The 8884-nt window shown below is 48.5% G+C and carries 8 protein-coding genes; all 8 read right to left on the bottom strand.

Annotated elements, in window-relative coordinates:
• The coding region (locus ABD014_RS17815) for an L-threonylcarbamoyladenylate synthase (RefSeq protein WP_343863196.1) at positions 1 to 716 on the bottom strand (716 nt) is incomplete at its 3' end.
• Between the two features lie 476 nt (positions 717 to 1192).
• The gene (spoIIR, locus tag ABD014_RS17810) at positions 1193 to 1948 is read right to left on the bottom strand and encodes a stage II sporulation protein R (RefSeq protein ID WP_379339732.1); all 756 of its coding nucleotides are present in this window, start codon (positions 1946 to 1948) and stop codon (positions 1193 to 1195) included.
• A gap of 574 nt (positions 1949 to 2522) precedes the next feature.
• A complete protein-coding gene (locus ABD014_RS17805; protein ID WP_343863191.1) occupies positions 2523 to 3713 on the bottom strand; it encodes an FtsW/RodA/SpoVE family cell cycle protein in 1191 nt (396 codons plus the stop codon).
• Positions 3714 to 3986: 273 nt separating this feature from the next.
• On the bottom strand, positions 3987 to 4868 hold the full coding sequence (gene prmC / locus ABD014_RS17800) for a peptide chain release factor N(5)-glutamine methyltransferase (protein WP_343863189.1): 882 nt from the start codon (positions 4866 to 4868) through the stop codon (positions 3987 to 3989).
• A gap of 4 nt (positions 4869 to 4872) precedes the next feature.
• Positions 4873 to 5940 (bottom strand): peptide chain release factor 1, encoded by a 1068-nt coding sequence (prfA, locus tag ABD014_RS17795; protein WP_068778892.1) that lies wholly within the window; start codon positions 5938 to 5940, stop codon positions 4873 to 4875.
• Between the two features lie 574 nt (positions 5941 to 6514).
• Positions 6515 to 6970 carry an NINE protein gene (locus tag ABD014_RS17790; protein WP_343863185.1) on the bottom strand — a complete coding sequence of 152 codons (456 nt, stop codon included), beginning with the start codon at positions 6968 to 6970 and terminating at the stop codon, positions 6515 to 6517.
• The gene (locus ABD014_RS17785; protein WP_379339727.1) at positions 6970 to 7320 is read right to left on the bottom strand and encodes a TM2 domain-containing protein; all 351 of its coding nucleotides are present in this window, start codon (positions 7318 to 7320) and stop codon (positions 6970 to 6972) included. The genes ABD014_RS17790 and ABD014_RS17785 overlap by 1 nt, the downstream gene beginning before the upstream one ends.
• Before the next feature lie 275 nt (positions 7321 to 7595).
• Positions 7596 to 8696 carry a redox-regulated ATPase YchF gene (ychF, locus tag ABD014_RS17780; protein WP_343863183.1) on the bottom strand — a complete coding sequence of 367 codons (1101 nt, stop codon included), beginning with the start codon at positions 8694 to 8696 and terminating at the stop codon, positions 7596 to 7598.
• Positions 8697 to 8884: the final 188 nt, after the last annotated feature.

Here is an 8884-nt window from a genome sequence, read left to right as displayed (position 1 = left end):
CCCGCTGCGGCGATGAGCCGCAGCGCAACATCGTGGGCGGGCATGCGCACGCCTACGGTGGACAACCCCGCCGTCACGCGCGGCGAGACGGCGCCCCGGGCCACGGGCAGCACCAAGGTTAGCGGCCCCGGCCAGTATGCCTCCATCAGCCGCCGTGCTGTCTCGTTGACCTCTGTCACTAATCCGTCCAACTGTCCCATATCGGCGATATGGACGATCAGCGGATTGTCAGACGGTCGGCCCTTGGCGGCAAATACCGCCTCAACCGCCGCTGTATTCCGCGCGTCAGCGCCAAGACCATAGACCGTCTCGGTTGGGAAGGCAACGACACCCCCCTCAGCCAGCAGCCTGCCTGCTTCCTCGATCTGCTCCTCGGCACGCTTCCGTTCATGCTCACCCGATACCGATCCGCTTAGAACGTTGGCCCGACCATGACTTTCTCCCTGGTCTTGTCCATTGTCGATTCCCTCGCTTTGACCTTCGCTCTCGTCATCAAGACCGACCACCAGCGATTCTACATCCCACCAACGTGTGATCTTTACTTCAGCTGAATCTTCCCCGGCAGCCCTATTTTCTGATACTTTATGATCCGGATTACTCATACCCGTAGCAGTCGCTTCCTCTGAGCTCACTTTTCCTGTCGGCTGCTTCTCTTCGCTAGACTCGGAATAGGAGATACCCTTGTTCACTTCTTGATTATGATCTGACTGATTCATCTTATTATCATCCCAAACTTTTAATATAGAATAGGCCACCTATGAATAATGACCATGCAATACATCGCACTCATTTTTTTGCCTACCCTCTATTATAACCAATCCGAAATACGATCTCACCCCGTAATGCTAATCAACCACCGTTACCTCGACCTAATGACTGTACGTTCCTCTCATAAGAAACGTCTTGAGCCATAAATGAATGCAAAAATACACTTATTAAATCGAGATTCTCCCAAACGAAAAAAATAGCTGCGTGTAGGCAACTATTTTCTAATTTGGCGGCAATTATAGAGAAAATCCATCCAATAGATGTATATAAGCAATTATATTTTATATATGGCTCCGAAAGAGTGCAGTTCGTTGTAAACAAGCACCTATTCACTGTGCAATCCGCTCTGAGCAATTTTGAAAATTTCTACAACCACTTGGGATACGTATTATGGAACTATATAAGAGCTAAGAGTTCTGCCACCTTAAAATAAATTCACGATTCCCTTCCATAAGCTTACCAGCGCGTCCCATAAGAAAAAACGTACCTCTGTCTCTTCAGGCTGTACCTGCCTCGGCTCGTCAGAAACGTCGACGGTATCAGAAACTGTCTTTGCTTTTGCCCCTACCTTCGACTTCGGCTTCTTGACGGTATCCGACGGGTCGGAAGCATCCTTCCCGCTTTCTTCTTCCTTCGTCTTTTCCGTCGCTTTGCCCTTATCTTTGGCTAACGCATCTCCACTGCCTGCATCCACGAAGCATAGCGGTGGAAAAAGCACGCACCACCAATTCTTCCCTTTGCCTTCTCCCAGCGTAATGCGAAGTGCCTCATAGTCACCTGCCGGATATACAGCGCCTCCGTACATTTTAGTCGGGAACGGAACAACCCCCAGCTCGACTTGATAACTATACTCTTTGCCATTATTAGCGAGGGTCTGCTGGATCTTATCTCCGATTTCCGGCAAATGGTCCCGGATAATGCCTCTGGCCGCCTCCAGACTCTGCGGGTCCTCCAGTTCATCAACCCAAGCATTCATCTGTTCAACCACAGCGTCGCGGACCTTCCGCTTAACCGCTTGATCACCAACTCCATCCGAATTGGCTAATATCCTTAACCGGATCGACTCTTGAGGAATCAGTCCCTCCGCAGCAGCCGTATCCACCTTCTGCCCTTCCCAAGACATAAATAGAATAACAACACTAAAAAATATGAGTGCAATAGATTTCCGGTTCATCCCCATACCGTCTCTCCCCTTCTCGTATCCCTGATGTTTATCAGTATGGGCAGGTCGGGAGGTACATAAACCTAGCAAACTACTAAAATAGCAAATGTATTAAAAAATAATAGGACCACTTCAAGAGAGAAGCGATCCTGTGAGATATTTCTATTTATAATCCGCAAGCTTACTTATCTTGGTTCTCCAAGCGTACTTGTATTGCCGAAGGGACAGCCTATTTTCTAACGAAACGTGGTATCGCTATTTTCACCAATACAGGCTTCAAAAAATTCTAACGAAACAGGGTATCGCTATTGCAATAAAAAAGCAGCTTAACACGGATAATTAACCTAAATAAGACTCCACAGTTTCGTTAGATTCTCAGTCCTCTTGTTTTCGTGATAATAACGTTCTGTAGTTTCGTTAGCGATTTCCTACTGCGTAAACATTGCGCTCGGCACTACGGTCGCCCGCACCAACAGACTCCGCCCGTCAAAGCTTGGTGGCCTTCCTGCCTCTCCGGCTGCAGAGCTCACCTTCAAAGAGAAGGTTGCCCCGCAGCCGTAGCTTAAGCTTCATTAGAGATAGACCCCGGGAATCACTGCGACTTCGAAGCCGATTTCCGCGTTGCAGCAGAAGTCGTCTGCTGCTCTTCTTCCACTTCATGTCCATGGATCCGGATGCTCATCGCTACGCCGATACTTGCCATATTGATGACCAGCGAGGTCCCGCCATAGCTTATGAACGGCAGCGTAATCCCGGTCAGCGGCATCAGGCCGATGAACATGCCGATATTCTCGAAGATCTGGTAGAGGAACAAGGCGACAATTCCGACGATAATCAGCGGCCCACTTCGGTCCCTGCATTCCAGTGAGATCAGAATCAAGCGATGAATCAGTACAAAATAGAGCAGCAGCAGCACCGAGCTCCCCAAGAAACCGAACTCTTCGGCGATAACGACAAAGATCGAGTCCGAATACGTCAGTGGAACCCGTTCCGATTGCACGGTTGCCCCTTGCATGTAGCCTTCTCCTGTCATCCCGCCAGAAGCAATCGCGAGCTTGGCATTTCTCGTATGATAGATCGCCTTCTCCGTTGCTTTATCCGGCACGAGCCAAGGATCAATCCGCTCAATCCAGTGCTCACGGCCAATATCCGCAAAAAATTTATGAACTTCATCATAATAAATTTTATAAGCGCTGATGCCCCCGATAACCGAGCCGGCGAAGATCGCCAGCGCAATCAGAGCGTGGGAATACTTCATGCCACCGATCCACAGCATTCCGGCCAGGATGACCAGATAGCTGAGCGCATTACCAAGGTCATTTTGCGCCATTACTATCATGAATGGAACGAAGGTAAGAAGACAAATCGGTATGACATCTCTCCAGAAAGCTAGCTGGGTCTTACGCTTCCGGTACAGAACATGAGCAAGGAATACAACAAGCAGCAGCTTGAAAAACTCCGCTGGCTGGAAGCTTAGCCCTCCCGGGAGCGTCATCCAGCCTGTCGCATTGTAATAGGTATTCCCGATGAACATCACGACGATCAATAGTGCAACCCCAAGCAAATAAATGTAGAGGCCGTACTTTACTAGGAAGCGAAAGTCCACCAAGGACAACGCAAAGAAAGCTACAAATCCTATACCATAATACATAGCCATCCGCAGATGGTACCCATGATACTGCGTATTCGAGGTAGCGCTATACAGCACAGCAATGCTGATGCCCATCAGGAGCAATAGGATGAACACGATCGTATAATCTATTTTTTTGAATTTATTAAGCATGGATCCTGTCCCCCGTCCGCTGGATCAATCTTGATGGCTGTTACCGCAGGTAACAACAATATGGCACACTATTGCACGCCAAAAATAGGCCTATCCTTCATATTGTAAAAAAAACTCCGTTCAAAGTCCATTCGCCAAAGCACACCATATTTCGCCAGACTTCACATCTCAATCCAAAAACGTATAAATAACTTAATAAGTTACATTTCCAGCCTTAATGTTTACTCTGGATAGCGGGAGGTCCCCTAGACTCCTGAATAACGGGTCAATTCATTAAGCCATGCCGATCACATGGCGGTCGATACCGGCCAAATCCGGGATCGTCAATATCTCACGCCAATGCCCTGCGGCGCGAAGCATGTCGGCCACATCCGCCGCTTGGCCCATGCCCAGCTCGAAGCCGATCAGCTTCGGCGGCTCGGGCAGCAGAGCGAGCTGCTGCATCATAACGCGATAAGGGTACAGTCCGTCCGGCCCGCCGTCTAGCGCGCCGCGCGGTTCATAATCGCGCACCTCCGGCTGCAGCTCAGCGATCGTATCCGCCGGTATATACGGCGGATTAGAGACCACGATGTCCAGCGGCTCGCCAGCGAAAGGTTCAAGCAGGTTCCCCTGCTTGAACTTGACAGCCAGGCCGAGCCGCCGGACATTGTCCTGCGCCACCGCCAGCGCTTCCGGCGAGATGTCACTCGCCGTGACGCTCCAGGCTGGGCGCAGATGGACCAAGGCGGCAGCGATCGCGCCGCTGCCGGTACCGATATCGGCGGCCTGCGGAGCGCCGCCGGGCCACAGCAAATCGCCAAGCTCGGCGATTTGCTCTACCAGCAGCTCCGTTTCCGGGCGGGGGATCAGCACCGCTGGCGTGACCTTGAAGGTCAAGCCGTAGAATTCCTGTTCCCCGATAATATACTGCGCTGGTTCACCTGCGGCCTTACGGTTAATGGCCGCCTCCCAAGCCTCCTTGCTCTCTATCGGGAACGGATCGCGAAGGGTGAGCAAATACTTCGCCCCCTCAAGCCCGAGTACGTGGCGAAGTAACAGTTCCGCATTGGAGTCCGGCTCGTTCACGCCAACATCCGCTAAAAAAGAAGAAGCCTCTTTACGGGCTTCCAGAATAGTGAGCGCTCCAGATAGTTGATATCCGTTACGTTTCAAGGCATTATTCTCCTTTGTCCATGAGCTCCGCTTGCTCAGCAATGGTCAGGGCAGACACAATCTCTTCGATCTCCCCGTTCATTACTTGATCAAGCTTGTGCAGAGTCAAACCGATACGATGGTCGGTCACCCGGCTCTGAGGGAAATTATAGGTTCGAATCCGTTCGCTCCGGTCTCCGGTTCCTACCTTGCTCTTACGCTCGCCGGCGTACTTCGCTTCCTCTTCTTGACGCATCATGTCCATGATCCGCGTCCGGAGCACTTGCAATGCCTTATCTTTGTTAGAGTTCTGCGATTTGCCATCTTGGCAGGTCGCTACGATCCCCGTTGGGATATGAGTTACACGCACCGCAGATTTCGTCGTATTAACGGACTGTCCGCCAGCACCGCTGGAGCAGAAAGTATCCACGCGGATATCCTTATCGAGAATCTCCACATCTACCTCCTCAGCTTCCGGCATTACAGCTACCGTCGAGGTTGAAGTATGGATACGCCCGCCAGACTCTGTCGCTGGAATCCGTTGTACACGGTGAGCTCCGCTCTCATACTTCATTCTGCTGTACGCACCGCGACCGTTAATCATGAAAATAACCTCTTTGAAGCCGCCAAGGTCGCTTTCGTTCACATCCATAACCTCAACGCGCCAGCCCTGAGAATCGGCATACCGGGTATACATCCGATATAAATCAGCCGCGAACAGCGCAGCCTCATCACCACCGGCGGCACCGCGAATTTCTACGATTACGTTTTTATCATCATTAGGGTCCTTCGGCAGAAGCAAGATGCGGATTTCTTCTTCCAGCTCATGCATACGTGCAGAAAGCTCCTCGATTTCCATTTTGACCATTTCACGCATTTCATCATCCAGCTTCTCCGCTTGCATCGCTTTAGCGGCATCAAGCTCCTCGATTACGCGCTTATATTCGGTGTAAGCCTCATAAGCCGGCTGTAAATCCGATTGTTCCTTGGAGTAATCACGAAGTTTCTTCGTATCATTGGCTACATCCGGATCACAGAGCAACTCGCTAAGCTTCTCGTAACGATCAGCCAGGGATTGAAGTCGGTCCAACAAGGAAATTCACCTCTTTCAAATGACAATGTCCTTAAAATTCGTATATAATGCGAGTTTAAAAAGTCAGACTTTCAGCACCGAGAAGGTTGGATGAAGCTAGGGACTGAGGAGCGCAGCGTACGTAGTTTGTACGTGAGTACCTGAGATGTTTCCGTAGGAAACATGACTCCGTAAGCATTTGCTTAGGCCCAGCTGAATTCAAGATTCGATGCCGATTTAGCTTCCTGATTCACTTCGTGTTAGATATAGAATTTATAAGTTATCAGCCAAGCTGATGAAATTCTATATCGCAAGAAAACCTACCTTTGAATCGCGGTCGCTCAACCTTGAATTGGCCTCGATCCGGTTTTCTTATCAAAGGGGGACTTTTTAAACAACCTCATATACAAACAAAATTCAGCTATTCAGCTGACATTTCATTATACCATAATGGGCACACTCTTGCATAGATGGACGCCGTTGAGGCATTTAGCCCAAATTGCAGCTCATCTATATAAGATTTATATCAAATATATAAAAAAATAACCGTGAACTCAACGGTTAAGTCAAGTTACACGGCTATGTGGAATATCTCTTAGTTGAACTGACCTGGACCCGGATGATTCTCGGGATTTCCTACCGGTCTAAGCGCAACAATCTGGGCGATCAGCGTCTGCTCCAGGTTATTGTTCCAACTCCTGACGATTCCCGGCAGAAGGCAGGCATCAACAATAACCCAGATCGTCAGCGCAATGAAGCCGACCAGTGCAATACCCGCGGCGATAAAGCCCGGTATATATAAACTCGAATCCACAAGAGTATCGTCAATACCAACCAGCACAATAAATAGGATGTAAGAAATAAACATAACTAGAAATAAAGCTAGTTGGATAATGCCGGAGACCGTTCTTTTCAAATACAAGCGATGTATGCCCAGATGCCCCATGAGAAGCATGAGATAGGCTAATACGAGCGATTTCTCGCGCTTGCGCATTTCTGAACTGAGAACGATCAACTCATTCGTTGTCAGATTCTGTTTACCAAACTGCATTAGATCGGGTACCTTTCAGAGATGCCTCTGTTGGCCAAAATGTTGTCAATAATGCGATTCTCAACAATGGCATTGTGTTCCTTCACCCAAGTATGAACGAGGAAAGCATCCACAATCCACCAGATAAAGGTAGCAATCATACCAAATACAGTAATCGAGAGAATTAATTGCGCTACCGCAGAACCGGTCTTGCCAAAATAAAAACGGTGTCCGCCAAACAGACCGAGGAAATACCAGAGTACATAGGCGATAACCATATTTTTCCCCTGATTCTTCACTTCGGATTCAAGTAGCAGTAATTCTTTGGAATCAAGTTGACTCTTTCTTGCTACTGAGTAATCCATCCCCATAAAAAAATCCCTCCTGAAAGTAAAAAAATAATAGGTAGTTCAAAAAGTCCGCCCCAACCTTCTTCATGCTAAAAACCGACCTTTTTTGAACACACGTAAAAACATCTTTTTTAGTATACTAAAGTGTTACATTTCCGCTCAACACAAATTTTGGATATTCGCCCTAATAATCGCGAAAATTTAAATTAATTATTAAAAAAATATGAAGCCCACCAATAAATGGCAGGCTTCTTAATCCAGTTACAGTATATTTTTTCAATTATTAACACATGTCATTACACATTAAAGCGGAAGTGCATAACATCTCCATCTTGTACCACATACTCCTTGCCTTCCAGACGAAGCTGACCGCGTTCTTTCGCTACGTTCATCGAACCGGCAGCGACGAGATCTTCATAGGATACAACCTCTGCACGAATGAAGCCGCGTTCGAAGTCAGAGTGAATTACCCCTGCTGCTTGCGGAGCCTTCATGCCTTTACGAATGGTCCAAGCACGAACCTCTTGTACCCCAGCAGTGAAGTACGTATACAAGCCAAGCAGACGATACGCCGCTTTGATCAATCGATTAAGTCCCGATTCCGCCAGACCCAGCTCTTCAAGGAACATGGCCTTGTCCTCGCCTTCCAGCTCAGCAATCTCTGACTCCACCTTCGCGCTGATCGGCACAACCTCTGCATTCTCGGCAGCTGCGAATTCAATCACCTGCTGTACGAACGGATTATTATCCGTGTCAGTAACTCCCTCTTCGCTAACGTTAGCAGCGTAGAGTACTGGCTTCAAGGTCAACAAATGCAGGTCGCGGATGATCAGCTTCTCATCATCAGTCAACTCCACGCTTCTCGCCGGCATATCATTATAGAGCGCCTCCTTGATACGTTCAAGCAGGGCTACTTCTTGTTCATACTGCTTATTGCCGCCCTTCATATTCTTGCGGGCACGTTCAATTCGCTTATCCACGCTCTCCAAGTCAGCAAGGATCAATTCCAGATTGATCGTCTGAATATCGCTAATTGGATTGATCTTCCCGTCTACATGAGTGATATTCTCATCTTCAAAGCAGCGAACGACATGAACGATCGCATCCACTTCACGGATGTGAGCCAAAAATTTATTACCAAGGCCTTCGCCTTTACTTGCCCCGCGCACTAAGCCTGCGATGTCAACAAATTCAAAGGCAGTTGGAACCGTCTTGTTCGGGGTAACCAGCTCGGTTAGCTTGTCCAAGCGCTCATCCGGTACCTCTACGACGCCGACGTTCGGGTCGATCGTACAGAAAGGATAGTTCGCGGATTCCGCACCTGCTTGGGTAATTGCATTAAACAATGTGGATTTTCCAACGTTCGGAAGGCCCACGATACCTGCTTTTAAAGCCATATCTATGACAACTCCTCAGTATTTAATAACTTTGTTCACCTTCAACCATAGTACATATCCACAGCATATATTTCAAGAATATCATTTACCAATGAACATTCGTCCTCAGTATGGATACCAGAAATGCCGGATCACCTGTATGATTAAATCTCCTATCTACGCTCAAATTCGTGTTACTACGATTACGC

Source organism: Paenibacillus motobuensis (assembly GCF_039521865.1).
In the GTDB taxonomy this organism is placed as follows: domain Bacteria; phylum Bacillota; class Bacilli; order Paenibacillales; family Paenibacillaceae; genus Fontibacillus; species Fontibacillus motobuensis.
The sequence above is the reverse complement of the archived record's forward strand: the minus strand, read 5'-3'. Positions and strand labels throughout refer to the sequence as shown.

What these genes read in the sequence shown, in the direction of transcription:
- spoIIR (WP_379339732.1), bottom strand. Translation starts at nt 1,948, where the DNA reads ATGGGGATGAACCGGAAATCTATTGCACTCATATTTTTTAGTGTTGTT.
- ABD014_RS17805 (WP_343863191.1), bottom strand. Translation starts at nt 3,713, where the DNA reads ATGCTTAATAAATTCAAAAAAATAGATTATACGATCGTGTTCATCCTA.
- ABD014_RS17790 (WP_343863185.1), bottom strand. Translation starts at nt 6,970, where the DNA reads ATGCAGTTTGGTAAACAGAATCTGACAACGAATGAGTTGATCGTTCTC.
- ABD014_RS17785 (WP_379339727.1), bottom strand. Translation starts at nt 7,320, where the DNA reads ATGGGGATGGATTACTCAGTAGCAAGAAAGAGTCAACTTGATTCCAAA.
- ychF (WP_343863183.1), bottom strand. Translation starts at nt 8,696, where the DNA reads ATGGCTTTAAAAGCAGGTATCGTGGGCCTTCCGAACGTTGGAAAATCC.